Annotated in this window: 14 protein-coding genes; 3 read left to right on the forward strand and 11 right to left on the reverse strand. The window is 39.2% G+C overall.

The features are described 5' to 3' along the window. Positions 1-291 precede the first annotated feature (291 nt). The 3 genes from V7K32_RS07495 to rppB all read left to right on the forward strand — a co-directional run bounded on the left by V7K32_RS07495 (position 292) and on the right by rppB (position 3040). Positions 292-765: a hypothetical protein gene (locus tag V7K32_RS07495; RefSeq protein ID WP_334991741.1), complete on the forward strand. Its 474-nt coding sequence runs from the start codon at positions 292-294 to the stop codon at positions 763-765. Between the two features lie 100 nt (positions 766-865). Beyond that, positions 866-1576, forward strand: a complete 711-nt coding sequence (rppA, locus tag V7K32_RS07500) for a two-component system response regulator RppA (RefSeq protein ID WP_334991743.1) — start codon at positions 866-868, stop codon at positions 1574-1576. Between the two features lie 78 nt (positions 1577-1654). After that, positions 1655-3040, forward strand: a complete 1386-nt coding sequence (gene rppB / locus V7K32_RS07505) for a two-component system sensor histidine kinase RppB (RefSeq protein ID WP_334991745.1) — start codon at positions 1655-1657, stop codon at positions 3038-3040. A gap of 60 nt (positions 3041-3100) precedes the next feature. On the opposite strand, the gene V7K32_RS07510 is transcribed toward rppB, so the two are convergent. The 11 genes from V7K32_RS07510 to V7K32_RS07560 all read right to left on the reverse strand — a co-directional run bounded on the left by V7K32_RS07510 (position 3101) and on the right by V7K32_RS07560 (position 16270). Beyond that, positions 3101-3685 (reverse strand): Uma2 family endonuclease, encoded by a 585-nt coding sequence (locus V7K32_RS07510; RefSeq protein WP_334991747.1) that lies wholly within the window; start codon positions 3683-3685, stop codon positions 3101-3103. A 116-nt stretch (positions 3686-3801) separates the two neighbouring features. Continuing rightward, on the reverse strand, positions 3802-4440 hold the full coding sequence (locus V7K32_RS07515) for a peroxiredoxin (protein ID WP_334991749.1): 639 nt from the start codon (positions 4438-4440) through the stop codon (positions 3802-3804). A 105-nt stretch (positions 4441-4545) separates the two neighbouring features. After that, the gene (hpsP, locus tag V7K32_RS07520) at positions 4546-5715 is read right to left on the reverse strand and encodes a hormogonium polysaccharide biosynthesis glycosyltransferase HpsP (RefSeq protein ID WP_334991751.1); all 1170 of its coding nucleotides are present in this window, start codon (positions 5713-5715) and stop codon (positions 4546-4548) included. Between the two features lie 70 nt (positions 5716-5785). After that, positions 5786-6961, reverse strand: a complete 1176-nt coding sequence (gene hpsO / locus V7K32_RS07525; protein ID WP_334991753.1) for a hormogonium polysaccharide biosynthesis glycosyltransferase HpsO — start codon at positions 6959-6961, stop codon at positions 5786-5788. A gap of 104 nt (positions 6962-7065) precedes the next feature. After that, the gene (gene hpsN, locus V7K32_RS07530; RefSeq protein WP_334991755.1) at positions 7066-8046 is read right to left on the reverse strand and encodes a hormogonium polysaccharide biosynthesis glycosyltransferase HpsN; all 981 of its coding nucleotides are present in this window, start codon (positions 8044-8046) and stop codon (positions 7066-7068) included. A 422-nt stretch (positions 8047-8468) separates the two neighbouring features. Beyond that, a complete protein-coding gene (locus V7K32_RS07535) occupies positions 8469-9626 on the reverse strand; it encodes a glycosyltransferase family 4 protein (protein ID WP_334991757.1) in 1158 nt (385 codons plus the stop codon). 9 nt (positions 9627-9635) lie between these two features. Next, positions 9636-11291: a hormogonium polysaccharide biosynthesis protein HpsL gene (gene hpsL / locus V7K32_RS07540; protein ID WP_334991759.1), complete on the reverse strand. Its 1656-nt coding sequence runs from the start codon at positions 11289-11291 to the stop codon at positions 9636-9638. Between the two features lie 36 nt (positions 11292-11327). After that, complete coding sequence (locus V7K32_RS07545) at positions 11328-12095, reverse strand: glycosyltransferase family A protein (RefSeq protein WP_334884969.1); 768 nt, start codon at positions 12093-12095, stop codon at positions 11328-11330. A gap of 238 nt (positions 12096-12333) precedes the next feature. Then, positions 12334-13800 (reverse strand): phosphoglucosamine mutase, encoded by a 1467-nt coding sequence (gene glmM / locus V7K32_RS07550; RefSeq protein ID WP_334991762.1) that lies wholly within the window; start codon positions 13798-13800, stop codon positions 12334-12336. Positions 13801-14316: 516 nt separating this feature from the next. After that, complete coding sequence (locus V7K32_RS07555) at positions 14317-15186, reverse strand: hypothetical protein (protein WP_334991764.1); 870 nt, start codon at positions 15184-15186, stop codon at positions 14317-14319. A 259-nt stretch (positions 15187-15445) separates the two neighbouring features. Further along, positions 15446-16270: a PIG-L deacetylase family protein gene (locus V7K32_RS07560; protein ID WP_334991766.1), complete on the reverse strand. Its 825-nt coding sequence runs from the start codon at positions 16268-16270 to the stop codon at positions 15446-15448. Positions 16271-16298 lie beyond the last annotated feature (28 nt).

Consider the following 16298-nt stretch of genomic DNA (forward strand, 5'->3'; position numbering starts at 1 on the left):
GCGCTTTAGCGAATACAGCGCAACTACGAGCCAAATACAGAGATTTTACTTTTCGTTACATAGTTGGGTTTAACAGAGTTAAACCCAACAATTAACGCTTGATGTTGGGTTTCGTTCCTTAACCCAACCTACGCGAATTAAGGTTTTTGTGGATAACTAAACCCTATTGGAACATACCTAAATTTCATCATGATTTCATCTGTCTCTGTCAAGCTAGTTAATAGCAGATTTATTTAAAATAATGAGTCTGATACTACATTAACAAGATTGATTTATTAGAGATTTGAAATCATGAAAAAAATCATTTTTACAACTGCGGTTAGTTTGACACTTACAGCTTTATTTTATCCTGTCTATGCAAATCAGATACCAGCTAATAAGAGTTTTCCTCATATTCTTAGCACAGTCCAATTTCCCCAAACTAAATGGGGAACTGTTCGACATACTTTAAAATTGGAAATACCTCAAAATAGCAGTGCTATTACCCAGATAAATATCGATGTTCCACCGGGTTTAACTGTCAAAAATGATTTCAGTATTTCTGACAAATCTGGTCGAAAAATTCAGGCAAACACTACTGTTAACGATAGCAAGATTACGATCGCTTTCGCCCAACTTGTCACTCCTGCGAATATACTCAATATTGATATGAATAGAGTAAACCGGACGGGAACTTCAAATGCTTGGCTCTACCGAGTTTATGCTAAATTTGTTGGTAGTGATGCAGAAATTCCCGTAGGTATAGCCCAGTTTCGCATCTACTAATCTACAGTTTTTGATGGCAAATCATAGATTTTTAACCCTTGAGGAGGTGAAGGTGGTTCTCAGGATATCAATCTAGGAGATAGAAAGGCTGGTAAATGATATGAGAGTTCTGTTAGTCGAAGATGAGCCAGATTTGGGTTTGGCAATTAAGCGTACTTTGAACCTAGAAAAGTATGTAGTTGACTGGGTTTTAGATGGTAATGAGGCATGGGATTATCTAGAAAACCAATGGATGCAATACACCCTAGCTATTATCGACTGGATGTTGCCAGGATTGTCTGGGTTAGAACTGTGTAGTCGCTTACGAACACGACGTAATCCTTTGCCAGTTTTGATGTTGACAGCTAAAGATCGGATGGAAGATAAAGTTGCTGGGTTGGATGCTGGTGCTGATGATTATTTGGTGAAACCTTTTGGTATGGCGGAATTGTTGGCGCGGTTACGTGCTTTGCAAAGGCGATCGCCCCAATTTCAATCTCAGGAGTTAACTGTTGGCAATCTGACTCTCGATTACAGTAACAGTATGGTTGTCACTCAGAACCATCAGGGGGATAAACAGGTAATTCCTTTAACTAACAAAGAATTCCAGCTACTAGAGTATTTGATGAAGCATCCGCACCAAATTGTCACAACTGAACAGATTCGCAATCAGCTTTGGGAGGTGAGTGCAGAACCAGTTAGTAATGTGGTGGCGGCTCAAATACGTTTGCTACGCCGGAGATTGGCTAATAGTGGTTGTGGGAACCCCATTGAAACTATGCATGGTGTGGGATATCGTCTCAATCTTACCGATGAAAATCCCCGTTTTTAAGAGTGAAATAATTGTCATAGATACTCATTTCCTGGCTATCCCAATCATCTGCAAAGGTTGCTAGATGCGATCGCTGTTATGAATCAAAATAAACTTTTTAACCTAACGCGAATACGTTTAGCTCTGTGGTATGCGCTTGTAATGGCTGTGATTTTAAGTCTATGCGGATTCGGGCTAGACAAAGCTGTATCCCATGCCCATTGGGTAGCATTAGACCGAGAATTGGAATCTGTCGCCGGAACGATACACGATAGTATCGAACTGAAACTAAAGCAACCCGGACGCATTGAACCAGTTGTACAGCAGCTTTTACCAAATATTTGTCTGATTGGGGAAAGCTGCATTCAACAGCAGCCAAATTCTAAACGGCATATTCTCAGCGCAATTCATCAAGGCTACTACTATATACGTTTTTTTGATAATTCAGGACGCTTAATTGCGATCGCAGGTTTTCATCCAGAGGGACTTTCTCTAGTCTTTAATAAGGAACTTTGGCAAACGATAAAAGACAGCAAAGGCAATCCATATCACCAAATTTCATTTGTACTGCACACTCAAGACAATCATAATTGGGGATACATCCAAGTCGGGCGAAGTCTGGAAGATTTCAATAGTTATTTGGATGCTGTTAAATTAATTTTAGCCGTGGGATTGCCTACAACGATGCTTGTGGTGAGTGTTGCTAGTTGGTGGCTAGCAGGATTAGCGATGCAACCGATTTATCAATCTTATAGACAAATCCAACAATTTACAGCAGATGTAGCACATGAGTTGCGAACACCTTTAGCTGCAACCCAAGCAACGGTGGAATCAGCTTTGTTGATGCCAAAATTGGATGAAATCGAAGCGCGGGATATTCTACAAACTATACAGCGTCAGAATCATCGACTTAATTCTTTAGTTGTAGATTTGCTGCTTTTAGCTCGTCTAGATCGGCAACCTCTGCCATTACGACATGAATGTTGCTTAAATGATATTGTCAGCGACTTAATAGAGGAATTTGCCGCGATCGCCTTTTCTGCAAAAGTGACACTAACATCTGCAATCCAACTCAATCAACCTCTAAATATTATCGGCGATTCTGAGCAACTTTATCGTCTGGTTTCTAATTTAATTATCAATGCAATTCAATACACGCCACAATTCGGAAAGGTAACTGTTATCTTAAAACGCAGTGAAAATTATGCTATCATTCAGGTTCAAGATACAGGTATTGGTATTCCAGATCAGGAACTGACTCGGATTTTTGATCGCTTTTATCGAGTAAATAGCGATCGCTCTCGTAAAACTGGCGGTTCTGGATTAGGATTAGCGATCGCTCAGGCAATTATTCAGGCACACCAAGGTACTTTCAACGTGCAGAGTCAATTAGGCAAAGGTAGCACTTTTACCATTCAATTACCCTTCGATGTCACCTCAATTTATCAATTTAAATTGTATCGCCGCCAGCCGAAATTTAAATAATTTATCATTCGTCATTCGTCATATCATGTCCGCTTGATTACTTATTAAATAAAACTTATTTTACCAAACTTTACTCATATTCAAAATAAACCCAGGCAATACTAACTCGCCGCTAACAGTCGCAGGATTATCTAAACATTCCTCTGGCAATCCAGGACGATAAATATAAACTTTACGCTGCTTACGGTCAATCAACCAGCCTAACTCTATTCCTGGCTCATTCATATATTCCTGCATTTTTTCTTTCAAAGTCTGGAGGTTGTCGCTGGGAGATTTAAGTTCGACTACAAAATCTGGACAAATGGGTACAAACTTTTCTTGTTGTTTTGGAGACAGAGAATTCCACCGTTCTAGCTTAATCCACGAGGCATCTGGCGATCTGTTTGCACCTGTTGATAGTTTAAATCCAGTACTAGAGTCAAAAGTTATACCTGTACTATCTTGTTCGGACCACACCCACAGTTGCCCAAAGATGTTGCCTCCACGGTTGCCTGTTGTCCCACCGGTAGGCGGCATAATTGATATCTCTCCAAATTTATTTCGCTCAATGCGTAAGTCACGATTCACCTGACAGAACTCAAAAAAATGTTCGTCTGTCATTTGCATTGATGAGGGAATTTGCAAAAGCAAACCAGATGAGAACATAGGGATTTCCTCTAGCTTTAGATACCTAGCCTAATTACTATATTTTCACGCAAAAAACAAAGACGCAAAGTTATATCTTGGCATCTTTGCTTTTTTATCCGAAATCATTTTCAGATTTACTTGTTAGGCTGAGGAGTTAGGCGCAGATAGGGTTTAACTTCCTGGTAGCCTTTGGGGAATTTCTCTTTAAGTACTTCTGGATCTTTGAGTGAGGGGATAATTACACAATCGTCTCCATCTTTCCAGTCAGCTGGTGTCGCCACGCTGTAATTATCAGTCAATTGCAGAGAATCAATTACCCGCAAAATCTCATCAAAATTGCGTCCGGTACTGGGAGGATAGGTGAAAGACAGACGGAGTTTCTTGCTGGGGTCAATCACGAAAACCGATCGCACTGTCACCGCCGCGTTAGCATTCGGGTGGATCATGTCGTAAAGGTCAGAAACCTTGCGATCGCTATCTGCCAAAATTGGATAGTTAAGGGTGGTATTTTGCGTTTCTTCAATGTCTCCCACCCAGCCTTTGTGAGATTCTACATCATCAACGCTGAGAGCGATCGCTTTAACATTGCGCTTGTCAAATTCTGGTTTTAGCTTGGCAACTGTGCCTAATTCTGTTGTGCAAACAGGTGTAAAATCAGCAGGGTGAGAGAACAGCACAATCCAGCTGTCACCTGCCCATTGGTAAAAATCGATGTCGCCGTGTGTTGAGGCTTGCGTAAAGTTGGGTACTGTGTCACCTAGACGGAGAGTCATGTAAGATTCCCTGTAGTTTAGAAGATTATTATATATGTTCTACTTTGCAATCATGACATAAAACCCCTATTGCCCAATCGGGCTTTGGCGGTTTGAAACAAAATTTTAGGTTGCCAAAATTTCCTGGTAGGCTTGAATTGTTTGCCGAGCTATCGCATCCCAGCTAAAATTTTCCAATGCATATTTTTGAGCGTTTAATCCCCGTCGTTGGCGTTCTTGGGGATTTTCCAAAGCTTCTTGCAATAATTCTACCAGTACTTGCACATCTGTTGCACCTACCCAACCCGACTCACTATCACGTATCTGTTGACAAATATGCACTTGGTCAGAAATGACTACAGGTATACCTGCTACCATCGCTTCAGCTACAGCAATTCCAAAGTTTTCGTAGTAGGAAGGCAAGACAAATAAATCAGCAAGTTGTAGTAAACTAACTTTTAATTCACCAGTCACAAAGCCAGTAATTGTAGTGTGCGATCGCAGTGGTGAATTTTGAATTTGGGATATGATCTTTTGTTCGTAATCTGGATCTTGAGGATTTGTCCCAGCTAAGACAAAATGAAACTTATAACCAACCGCTAACAGCTTCTCTAGCGCCGGAATCAACAAATTTAACCCTTTTTTCGGGTCAATTCGTGACAGAAATAGCACTAATGGCACATCCTTTGGTATTTCTAACTGACTAGATACATTTTTAATAGAGAATTGAGGCGGAATCACACCCAAGGGAATCACCAAATCTGGCGTAGATACTCCAAAGCGTTCTGATATTTTAGCTTCTTGAACACTGGTAAAATGAATAGCCGCCGCACCAGCTAAATTTTGACGTTCTATAATTGCAACATAAAGCCGTTTTAATTGTTTTTTCTTCTGTAAATCAGCCGGATCAAGAGTACCCAAAGGACGGAAAATATAAGGTAGCTTTTGTTGACGACACACAATAGCAGCAGCACTAATTATCGGAGAGAATAGAGCATGAATATGTGCTATATCAAACTCATGAGCATGAAGTTTTAGCCAGTTTAATAAATCTAGAGAAAATTTGTAGCGACGAAATGGGGCGCAACGAAAATAAATTATTTCATAGCCATCTTGTTTAATTGGGCGATTTAAAGGAACATCCAGAGGTGTTTGGCCATTATCCCCATTACTATCAGTTGTGAGAATTGTAACTTCCACTCCCTCTTTTACCAAAGCTGGAGCTAATCCTAATACCATTTGACTGGGACCGCCGTAAATCAGAGAAATTGAGGGAACAATTTGTAATATTTTCATTTTTTTGTCATTTTTCCTTTATCATTTGTCCTTCGTCCTTTATTATTCACCAATAACCAATGACCAATGACTAGTGACTATTAACCAATTCTTGATAAAACTCTAATTGCTGTTTAGCCAAGGCTTTATTTGTATATTTAATCATTGCGTTTTGATAGCCAATTTCACCCAGAGTTTGAGCAAAATCTGGTTTATCTATTAATTGAACTAAGCAATTAGCAAGGGATTGAACATCACCTTCAGGAAATACTAAACCAGCATCGCCAATTACATAGGGAATTTCACCAGAATCAGAACCAATCACAGGTACTTGGCAAGCCATCGCCTCAATTAGCACATGACCAAATTGTTCTTTCCAGCCAACAGAAGTTAAGGTTTTAAAATTGTGAGCAGTTTCAGAAGGCAGTACTAAAGTACTCATTAAATTGATATAGTTTGCAACTTCGTTATGGGGAACACTTTCTACCAAAATTAATCGTTCTTCAATATTGTTTGCTGCCGCCATTTTGATTAATTGACTTTGTAACTCTCCTCGTCCCAGCAGAAGTAATTTCCAAGGTTTATTTTTCAAAGTGATTAAGGCTTGCAAAAGCGTTAACAAACCTTTTTCTGGCACAAATCGCCCAACAAAACCTACAACAAAATCTTCTTTTTTAATATTCAACTTAGCTGCTAACTCTGGTTGAGCTTTGGGAGTAAATAAACTTTCATCTACACCCAATTGTGGCATGACTTTAATTGCCCCTTTATATCCCCGTTGGCGCAAAACTTCTGCTCCATCTTGATTGCCAGAAATAATGCCGTGGCTGTTATTGAGGTTATATGTTTCTAATAAAGCAACTGGTAATTTCAGATGATATGGTAAATTCCACCAGGTAAAAAATACATTTTTTGCCTTGAGTCCTAATAGCTGATTTAAGCCAATCATCTGAGTATAAGCTAACCCCCTAGAACCTTGTTCAACTTGGATGATTTGGGGACGAAATTCTTTTAACAATGATATTAAATCAGCACCAAAGGTAAGCAGTCCCTGGTGATTTTGACTTAAATTAGAAAGAGGAACTATTCTAAATGTCCCTTCATCACGGTATTCAGTTTCAATAATTCTATTTTGTACACCGCCTGGTTTCCAGCGCTTTGGTACTACAACTGTTACTTCAATTCCCGGTTTTAGTTGAGATAAAGCACGTAGTTTTTCACAGTTTAGGTCTACGATATAAGTGTGACTAGCAACTAAAATTCTCATGGATATTTATTAATTGATATTTATTCTTTGTCAGCTATTCTTTATTCTTCACTAACTCCCAACTCCCAACTCCTAACTCCTAACTCCTAACTCCTAACTCCTAACTAAACCAGTTCATCCAATCGGCTGTAAATTTGACCATCGTTCCATAATGATTGGATGATAGTACCCAACGCTTTGAAAAAACCTAAAATGTAGAAAAAACCGCGAGTCACAATTTTCATTGGGGAACCGCTTTTGTTGCAAGGTGGGTGTCCGAGAACGTGACAGTCAAATAAACGGGCATATAAGCGTAAAGCTTGAGTAGCAGTAAGGTTTTTCAGCCCTAGTAGGAAATGGTTGTGGTAGAAGGTGAGTTGATATTTGAGCGATCGCATACTAATATCATGACAACCTCCTGTTTCTTCGCCTAAATGCACCAAATGGGCTTCTGGGTCGTACCAAATTTTATACCCCGTCTGTCGCACCCGCAAACAAAAATCTGACTCTTCGCGTACAGCACTACCGCCAAACCTCTCATCAAACCTTAGCCCATACTTTGTAAAAATTTCGCGGCGAAATGACATATTGCAGCCCCTCGCCGTCAGCACTTGCTGAGGTTTGATGGTATGTACTAAATCAATATGATACCAAGCAATTCCAGGGTCCATAGCTTGGGGAGGTAGATATTCAATCTGTAAATCTCCTCCAGAATCACCCAATTTCATTCTGTCAAATACCCGACCGGCTACAGCTCCCACTTCTGGATTTTGCAAATAATTTTTTGCATGGGCTGTTAACAATTCTGGGGTTAGCTGAACATCATCATCAATAAATAATATTATTTCACCAGATGACCGCCGCACAGCATAATTCCGCGCTCCTGGCAAACTTGCCCAATCTAAGCGCAACCACTTAATTTTACCTGCCCCCGCCATCTCTTCTAGATAGGCTTGAATTTCTGGCTGGTGTTTTGCGGTTTGGTCTACCACTAAAAATTCAAAATTTGGATAGTCCTGTTTCAGGACATCTACAATACTATCCCGTAGGGCTTCTTCTCTACCATAGGTCGGGATAACCACAGTAATTAATGGCCAATTATTCATGCTTTTTATTAAGGAATTTTTCTACCTTGATAATAACCTTATAGAGCAGTTTTCACTTGGGTACAATTCAGTCTGAAGCTCACCCCGTATTTGATGGGTGCAAACACTCCCCTCTCCAAAGCATCGGAGAGGGGTTGGGGGTGAGGTGAGAACTGTTATAAAACTTAATTTTCATTCACTTCACTAAACTACTATTGCCTTAATTTAAATTCAGTCAATAGCCGAAGGACTGCTTAAGATTATCTTTCGTTCTTTAGGGACTTCCAAATAAAAAAATGTTCCAAAACTGACGCAAAAACTCCTCTATTTATTCTCTCTCTGCGTTATCCCGAAGTTTGCTCAACGCTCTTAACCCGCGCAGGCAACTGCTCTCTGCGTCTGGAGTGGTTCGTTTATTTGAATAATTTATTTCTTGGAAATCCCTATACTCCCGCCGCAGCTGCTGCATAAAGATCATCAAATAACTCATTTTGCTTTTCAGAGTTATGTACAATTTGCGCTTGAGCTAACGCTCCGGCACTTAAGAATTCGTAATGTTCTCGTTTATCACTTCTATCAAGAAATTGAATGATTTGGTGCAATGCTTGCTCTACCAAATAATCATAAGTGCTATTTAAAATTTCCCAATATTCATTAGTTTTAGTTTTTTCTTCATGCAGCCAATCACTCCAGTGCCTAAGTTCATTAATTGGTAGCTTTAAAATATAGCCATTTTCGCCATGACGAATAAATTCTGGTAAAGCGCATACATTTGTTGTAATTGCAGGAGTGGCAACAGAAAACCCTTCAATGATACTATAGCCATAAGTATCATGTAATGTCGCCATTAATTGAAAATGACTTTGCGATAATAACTCAATAACTTTGTCATTAGGAAGATTTTTATGAAAGACAACGTTATTTAAATCCAATAACTTTAAATCCTCTACATATTTGGTTTCATCGGGAAAATCAGTTGGGACTCCTGAACCAAGTCCCAGATCGGAAATTATATGTACAGTAATAGGTAAACCTAGTTTCTCCGCTTTTTTAGCGAGTCTTAAAGCAACAACTCCGCCTTTGCGGGCAATATGATTTCCTATAAATATAAGCTGGAGTTGCTGTTCTTGATAAAGTTTCGATTCCTTAACCCTTACTGGAAAGCTTGGATGGATTACATCCAATTTTTTACTTGCTTTTTCTTTTAGCTTCCAACCTTCTATCCGCTTAATTAATCTCAATTTTGCATAATCGGAGATAGCTATAAGTTTTTGGCAATTTTCTAATGCTAATCGATTATTTAACAATTCATAAATTGCGGCTTCACCTTGATTTTGAGGATTTCTATATAAAAAACGATGATCCTCAAAGGTGAGAAACCAAGGTTTGTTTGTATATAAAATTTTGTTGAAAGAATGAATAGCTTGGTATCTTTCCCATATAGGTTGCCAGGGAAAAAAGCTGCTTAAAGGATACCAAATTTTTTCTATAGGATATCTGCCACCAGGGAAAGGCTTGGGGCGGATGAGTATATGCCGAGATTTTCGAGGTAGGTTGGGAATGCTGAGGTGTTTTTGACCTACTATGATAACTTTTGCCATTTTTTTCACTTAAATTGTTTTTAGACGTTTTTTCTTATTGGTTGTCTCGGGGTTAGCATCTTCTATATCTTGTTTCTCCAGTTCTGGCAATTTAAAAAGAACTCCCGCAAAAAACCAATAATAGACAGCAACCGGATCAACATCCAGAGGATAGTAATAGGTGTTGTAGCTAATAAACAATATAAACACCCACAAAGCTGCTCCGTAACTGCGGAAATTACGGTTCTTTATGGAGCGATAAGTTTTAAAGCCAATAATTGTTAAACTAGTGACCAAACTCAGAAAAGCTAGCACTCCAACAATTCCAACTTCAAAAAGAACTTTGGGATAGTAGGTTTCCACTAGCTTAGTTTGACCCATTACGCGGGCAGAGTTAGTTGCTCTACCTAAGCCACTTCCTAATGGCCCGTCTACGTTTTTCCAATTTTCTGCAAATTGCTGAACGATAAAGTCTTGAGGTGGTGAAGCCTCCCATCGACCTGTAAAACTCTCCGTTCTCTCTTGCACGACAACAGGGTTAGTCACCATTACTATTCCCACAACTAGGGCAAGTCCTATTCCTATGGGGATAAATCGTTTTAGGTTGCCAATTTGACCAGTGAGCAATAGCAAAATTCCGAAGCAGATTGGTACTAAAGCTAAGGCGATTCTCTGTCCAGAAATTACAGCATTGATAAAGACTATCACTAAAGAACCTAAACCGAGCAGCCGCCATATTGGGGAGGGGTCGGTGAAGCCGGTAGCAAAGGTAAAAAAGGTGCTGGAAATTAAGAACCATGCCCACTGCCAAGGAGCTACAAATGTCCCTGGTAGGCGAATGACTCCTTCTTCAGGACTATATAAGAGCGCTCCACCAAAATAACACCGGGCTTCTAATGATGTGACAAATAGGGCATTTCCTTCAAGACCTCTAGTGCCTTGACATACACCAGTTAGTAATAACAGGTATTGAATAAATCCCAGCACACAGCAAATCAGTATAAGGACAATTTGGAGGCGCGATAAAAATAGAAAATCCCGTTTATCACGAATTAAATAGTAAGCACAACCAAGCAGGGGGACATAGCCTAAAAATACTTTCAGTCCCAGAATGCCCATACCTAATGGTATTTCTTGGGGTGCTTTTTCCAATAATCCGACGCTAGGCGGGTTAAACTGCTGTCCACCATTAACAAATAATAGTGTTAGCAGACTACAACCTAAAACAATATAAAGTGGGATTTTAATGCCTTGAGGAATAATTAGAGGTAGCCCCTGTTTACGGCAAGTCTGCCAAAGTCCAATTAGGGCTGGAACATAAAAGGCATCTTTAGCTAGTTGGAGTATGGGACTATTGCCCAAGTAGTAGGTGATAGTACCCCCAATAGGTACGTAAATGATGAAGGCATATAGTGCTTGACGCGGGTATTTGTAGGAAAGGGACATGATAATTATCCCCAAAACAGCAGGGATTGCTGCTTTAATTCCACCTACGAAAAAAAGCGCAATGCCAACGAAGACACCGCCAAAGGTGGCGGTGGTGAGTAAGCTAGTAAGTTCTTTACGTGCTTGGGCTGCTTTGCGTTTTTGAGCTAACTGTTCTTTGAGGTTAAGGGTAGAAGTTTCCTTTTTAGCCTGCTTTTTCGAGTTTTTAGATGGTCGGGATTTTGATTTTCTTTTCGGCATAATGGTGCTGTAGCCTATCAGCATCAGGGAAATATATTATAGTTGACAAATTTCTCTGGATTGCTGTAAATCGTACAATCCGAATTCATCCATAACTGATTGATTTAATAATTTACGATTAAAAATGCTAAATTTTAATCTTTTTGAATTATCAAAAAGATTTTCTCCTGTGTCCAATATATAAACTGCGCCTGGAAATGGTAATGATTTAATGGGTTTTGCTCTGTTATTTAAAATATCTCTGACTTTGGCGTGGTCTATATAATATCTATAGTATCCATAGCCACGATTATATTCTGCGACTTCAGGCAAATCATTTAAATCATATCGGATAATGTTACAACTGCCGCACATTTTATAAAAATTGTTTCTTTTAATATATATGTAATTACTACCTTCTTGATATTTATAACCTTTATTTATAAACCATCCATTAGAATCTGGATATTGTTGAATAAATTTGGCTAAATTTTTACTAACACAATCGTCAGCATCAACTGTCATAGTGTGAGTGGGAGAAAATTGACGAGCATAAACCAATCCTTTTAATATTTTCCGCCCTTTATCTGTATCTCCTTTAGCTACAGGGTTAGTTTCGTTGGGAGGAGAAAAATCAACTGTAATGTATGTGATGTGAGAATGAGTGAATTCTATTTTTGGCTTTTCGTGACAAACAACAATAACGTGAAAGTTAGGTGAGGTTTGATTGCAAACTGATTTAATGCATCTTTCAAACAATTGTGTAACACGTTCCCAGGAATTGGAAACTTTTGCACTTTTGAGTGGGATAACAAAAATAAGCATAATATTATCTTAGAACATATAACTAAGAATCTCGAAATAAATAATAACACGTTCCGAGTTACGCCAGGACTAATTATATTGATGCGGTGAGTTTTGTTGACAAGTAATTAATTAATTCGGTGACGATCTAACAATGCAAATATAAATGTCACAGCTTCTACAAATTAACCAGCCTTGGCCATTAGTAGAAGCTGTGACGTAAAATTGGCGCTTGTTAAAAGCTGAGATAATAACTAATTTAGTCCATCAGATGCTGTTGGACTTTTGAAACTAATTCATTTGTCCAGTAGTTGGTAAGTTCAGCATTGGCAGCTTCTACCATAACCCTGATTACTGGTTCTGTACCAGAGGCGCGAACCAAAATTCTGCCGGAATTACCCATTGCAGCTTCAGCAAGAGCGATCGCTTCTTGCACAGGTTGACAATCTTCCCATCCTAAACGGCGATCGCGATCTATAACTCGCACGTTCCGCAAAAGTTGCGGATAGGTTTGGAAGCTTTGATCTACTAATTCGCTAAAGGGAACACCCGCCTCTTTCACCAAAGCTGCTATATGTAAGGCTGTTAACAAGCCATCTCCAGTTACGGCATAATGACGGCAAAGAATATGACCTGATTGTTCGCCGCCCAGCATTCCCCCAGTCCGTAACATTTCGGCTTGTACGTATTGGTCGCCGACTGCGGTACGAATTAAGTTACCACCAATTTGCTGCCAAGCTTTTTCAAAGCCTAAGTTGGCCATGACTGTAGATACAATCAGGTTATCTGGCAATTGTTGGTTTTGTTTTAAGTGGCGTCCCCACAGGTAGAGAATGTAATCGCCGTTAACTTGCCTGCCAGTATTGTCTACTGCTAAGACGCGATCGGCATCGCCATCGAAGGCAAAGCCAATATCGGCGTTGTGTTCTTGTACTGTGGCTGCAAGAATATCTAGGTGGGTGGAACCACAGTTAACATTAATGCGATCGCCATCTGCTTCGTTATGCAAGCAGATTACCTCTGCCCCCATTTCTGTAAATACTGCTGGTGCTAACCCGACTGCTGCTCCCCACGCCAAGTCTAAAACAATCTTCATCCCCTGAAGCTTGATGGCACTGTTCAAGGGTTTTTTTAACGCCGAGCTATAATGCCCCACTAACTCGAAACGTGAGTAATGCCGTCCGCAATTACTGATAGCAATAGGTGAGATTTTGCCACGCAGTCCGGCTTCAATTTCTGCCTGCAATATTTGGGGTAACTTTCCACCATCGGCACTAAAAATTTTAATCCCATTGTCTTCTGGCGGATTATGGCTGGCAGAAATCATCACTCCGCCAATAGCATCACTGATGCTGGTGAGATAGGCAATGCAAGGAGTGGGGCATAATCCCAAATACCAAACCTCTAGCCCTGCTGCTGTTAACCCTGCACTCAAAGCCATTGCCAGCATATCGCTAGAGTTTCTAGAATCTTGTCCGAGAATGACTGGCCCTACTTGAGTAGCATGGTTACGTAAAACAATCCCCGTCCAAAAACCAACTTGCAATGCTAGGGGCGCACTCAGTAATTCTCCCACTCGTCCCCGAATCCCATCTGTGCCAAATAAGGGATTTGTTGGTAATGAGATTAAATTCAGTTCAAAACTGCTCTCAATCCCTTTCCCCAATCCGTCAACAGAAGCAGAATCCCCCGGAATGCCCGGTGTCCGAGTTATAAATGAAACCATCTGTTTCAATACTCCACACAATCACACTAGAAAATAGCATTTAACACTTGATTCAACAATTCTGACAGAAAACCTTTTCTCAAATCTTGCATTACAAAACCGAAGACTGGAATTGGTGGCTAAATAAACCTTGGCGTAGCGTCCCGTAGGGTAAGTCCCCTTTGAAGTTCTGATTTTATCTAGAAGAAACTGTCATTTAGGTATCTACGTATTTATCTGGCTCAATAATTATGTATTGAGTCAGATAAAATACTCAGCAATTATCTACCTGGTAAAATCCCCACCCTTTGTGGCGATCTTTCAACTTTAAGCTGAGGCACCGACTAAACGCCCAGCTAATGCTAACGGAACTCAGCACTTTTCATCTTAGGCGATATGATAGCGATCGCGTTAATGGGATGCTCTCAAAGATGGTTGTTTTAAAAGAAAATTGAGTTTCTTCCAATTACGAAGCTAAGAACCTAGATTTTTTGGACAAAAACCTGATTTTTTCAGTTGGATAACAGTGTTCAGATTTCAGTTTAACAAAGAAGACCGAACAATTTTGAACCGGATTTTTCTGTAAAAATGCATAATTGCTTTTCCAAGTTTATCTATAGCTTTGCTCACAAAAGAGCGTTTAGGGTATAAAATTTTCTCGTGTTCTTCAAAATATTTAGAAATTTCATCCGTATTTGATTGACCCTTGCTAATTTTTACTAATTCAATTTTATTATTAAAAAATGAAATGCCTTCCATTTCACTCCATCTAACTGCCAGCCCAGCTTTATAAGCAGCTAAACCTATTGCATTCCCTTCACCTTCATAAATTCCGTTTAGCTCAAAGTAATTAGCGAGCATATCCCATTGTTGCAAAAATTCAATTTCTTTGCCTGAATCTTTAGTGACTGAGAATAAGTACTCGTGAACAAAACTAATATCTTTCCAACTTGTTTCCAAGTTAAGCATTTTTGTTGCATTTTTAACAACTGCAAATTCTTTCAAAAATTTACTATTAGCAGTTCCTGCAAGAACTTTAGTAAATTTTTTTGGCATATCCATACAAGCTCTGGCGCTAATTCCTGGTGTTAGCAGCCATTGCATATCTTCTGGTACTGGTGCCAAAATTCGCATATCTGAGTCGATGAATATACACGAATTAAAGAGTGACAGAGCTTTTGCGATCGCAAATCTTTTATCGTGGTAACACTTAACACCCTGTTGTTCATGCTTAAAGACTACAACTTGAGAATGTTTACTAAATTCTTCAGGATGATCGGTTAAGATAATAAAAGAAGTATTAGGGGAATATATCTCTATATCTTTTGCTAATAAGGAAGCAAGAGCGCTATATTTTTTGCCTAATGCTAAAGTACAAAAGCAAAATTCTTTTTGTGATTGAATCATTTATTTTCCTGTTAATTTTCAATAAAGAGATTGGGATTTGGAAAGTAGGTATTTTATTGGCTTAAGCTATTAAGTGATGTAAAAAACATCAAAAATCAGCTATCCATCAATGAATAAATGGCTAAAAACCACATTAAATCTAAAATTTAATGTTAACAAAAAAGTGGTTCTTCCGAATCTTCCACTAATTTCTATTCTGCCTTATTCATTCAAACAAAGTTAAACACAATTTCATTTTCTCCAATTCCAAAGCAGAAAGCTATAGCTTTGGCAATTCTGATTTGAAAAAAACCTCATGAGGTAAGAAGAACCGCCAGAGAAAACCAGGAGGTAGTACTGCGCTAGATTCACCATCTATAGGTAAATATTGAGAACGATAGGTTTTGATCGCCTCATTCTTTTTGGATTGCACTGTGTGGATAGATAATCGATAAGCACCTGCCAATTCGTCAAATTTGAGATCCCGAAATAGTAAGGATTTCCAAAGCAACCAGATGGCATACTCCCACAAATCAACCTTTACTCCAGCTTTAACAATAGCGGCCTTAACAAGTTGATAAGTCATCTCATGATCTCGACTCCGATCTTTTTTGTGAGTTACATAAACTTCTTGAGGGGCAAAGGTATGCAACAATTGCGCCATTTCTTCAATCGTTTGCTGCTGTTCGGCTTCTGTCATTTTGTGTAGTGAGCCATCAGATTTATTAAGAAAGTGAATATCTTTGGAATCAACACCCAAAATGTTTAAAGCTGTCAGTGCTTCTTGTCTGCGAATTTGAATAATTTCGGAGCGGCTAATCTTGGCATTACCATGATGAGAACCCCCTCCATCCGTGACAAAAACAACCTTAATAGGTACACCTTGCTCTCGCTTTAGTGCAATAATTCCACCACAGCCCAGTGCCTCATCATCTTGGTGAGGAGCAAACACAATCAGCGATTTATCACTAACATTTAGCGGTTGACTACCTCGATACAAAAGCCAGTAGAACTGTAGTCGGATTTGAAGTTCTCGCAATCGGTAGTTAAACAGCCATAGCTTATTGTGCAGACTAACCTTTAAACGATTTAAAATATTTCCCATATTGTTTATGTAATCATTTATTGCAATT

Source organism: Nostoc sp., from assembly GCF_036917635.1.
Taxonomy (GTDB): Bacteria; Cyanobacteriota; Cyanobacteriia; order Cyanobacteriales; family Nostocaceae; genus Nostoc.

Coding starts and splice junctions, on each gene's coding strand:
- V7K32_RS07515 (WP_334991749.1), bottom strand. CDS start 4,440: ATGACTCTCCGTCTAGGTGACACAGTACCCAACTTTACGCAAGCCTCA.
- V7K32_RS07555 (WP_334991764.1), bottom strand. CDS start 15,186: ATGATTCAATCACAAAAAGAATTTTGCTTTTGTACTTTAGCATTAGGC.
- rppA (WP_334991743.1), top strand. CDS start 866: ATGAGAGTTCTGTTAGTCGAAGATGAGCCAGATTTGGGTTTGGCAATT.
- rppB (WP_334991745.1), top strand. CDS start 1,655: ATGAATCAAAATAAACTTTTTAACCTAACGCGAATACGTTTAGCTCTG.
- V7K32_RS07545 (WP_334884969.1), bottom strand. CDS start 12,095: ATGCTTATTTTTGTTATCCCACTCAAAAGTGCAAAAGTTTCCAATTCC.
- glmM (WP_334991762.1), bottom strand. CDS start 13,800: ATGGTTTCATTTATAACTCGGACACCGGGCATTCCGGGGGATTCTGCT.
- V7K32_RS07535 (WP_334991757.1), bottom strand. CDS start 9,626: ATGGCAAAAGTTATCATAGTAGGTCAAAAACACCTCAGCATTCCCAAC.
- V7K32_RS07495 (WP_334991741.1), top strand. CDS start 292: ATGAAAAAAATCATTTTTACAACTGCGGTTAGTTTGACACTTACAGCT.
- hpsO (WP_334991753.1), bottom strand. CDS start 6,961: ATGAGAATTTTAGTTGCTAGTCACACTTATATCGTAGACCTAAACTGT.
- hpsN (WP_334991755.1), bottom strand. CDS start 8,046: ATGAATAATTGGCCATTAATTACTGTGGTTATCCCGACCTATGGTAGA.
- hpsL (WP_334991759.1), bottom strand. CDS start 11,291: ATGCCGAAAAGAAAATCAAAATCCCGACCATCTAAAAACTCGAAAAAG.
- V7K32_RS07510 (WP_334991747.1), bottom strand. CDS start 3,685: ATGTTCTCATCTGGTTTGCTTTTGCAAATTCCCTCATCAATGCAAATG.
- hpsP (WP_334991751.1), bottom strand. CDS start 5,715: ATGAAAATATTACAAATTGTTCCCTCAATTTCTCTGATTTACGGCGGT.
- V7K32_RS07560 (WP_334991766.1), bottom strand. CDS start 16,270: ATGGGAAATATTTTAAATCGTTTAAAGGTTAGTCTGCACAATAAGCTA.